Source organism: Micromonospora sp. NRRL B-16802 (genome assembly GCF_001279555.1).
GTDB lineage: Bacteria > Actinomycetota > Actinomycetes > Mycobacteriales > Micromonosporaceae > Micromonospora > Micromonospora profundi.
This window is the reverse complement of sequence record NZ_LGEB01000011.1, coordinates 1-335: the sequence shown is the minus strand read 5'-3', so window position 1 is coordinate 335 and position 335 is coordinate 1. Positions and strand designations below refer to the sequence as shown.

The following is a 335-nucleotide window of genomic DNA, read 5'->3' as shown; positions in this document are numbered from 1 at the left end:
TACTTCGTCACCGCCGAGATCACGCAGCGCGGCGGCTCGGACGTGGTGGAGTTCTCCCGATCGCTGCCGGAGCGCTATGGCGTGGTCGGGGTGCCGACGCAGGTCTTCTACGTCGAAGTCGAGGGAGGGCGGCGGGCGGGGGGGGTGTTGGGGGGCCGCTCGGGGGCGGGGCCGGGGGGGCGGGGCATGGGCGGGGGGGACACCGAGGGGGCGGGGCGGTCGGTGGGGGAGCGCACCGCGGATCTCGTCCGCACCGCCAGCCCCGCTAGCTAGGAGCGCACCCACGGCCGTGCCCCGGCCGGCCCGTTCGGCCTGGCTCGGCCTGGGCTGGCTCG

At 77.3% G+C, this 335-nt stretch carries 1 pseudogene; it reads left to right on the top strand.

Annotated features, from left to right (window positions below):
• Positions 1-273 (top strand): annotated as a pseudogene (locus ADK66_RS32145) (hypothetical protein); the annotation flags it as partial.
• Positions 274-335: the final 62 nt, after the last annotated feature.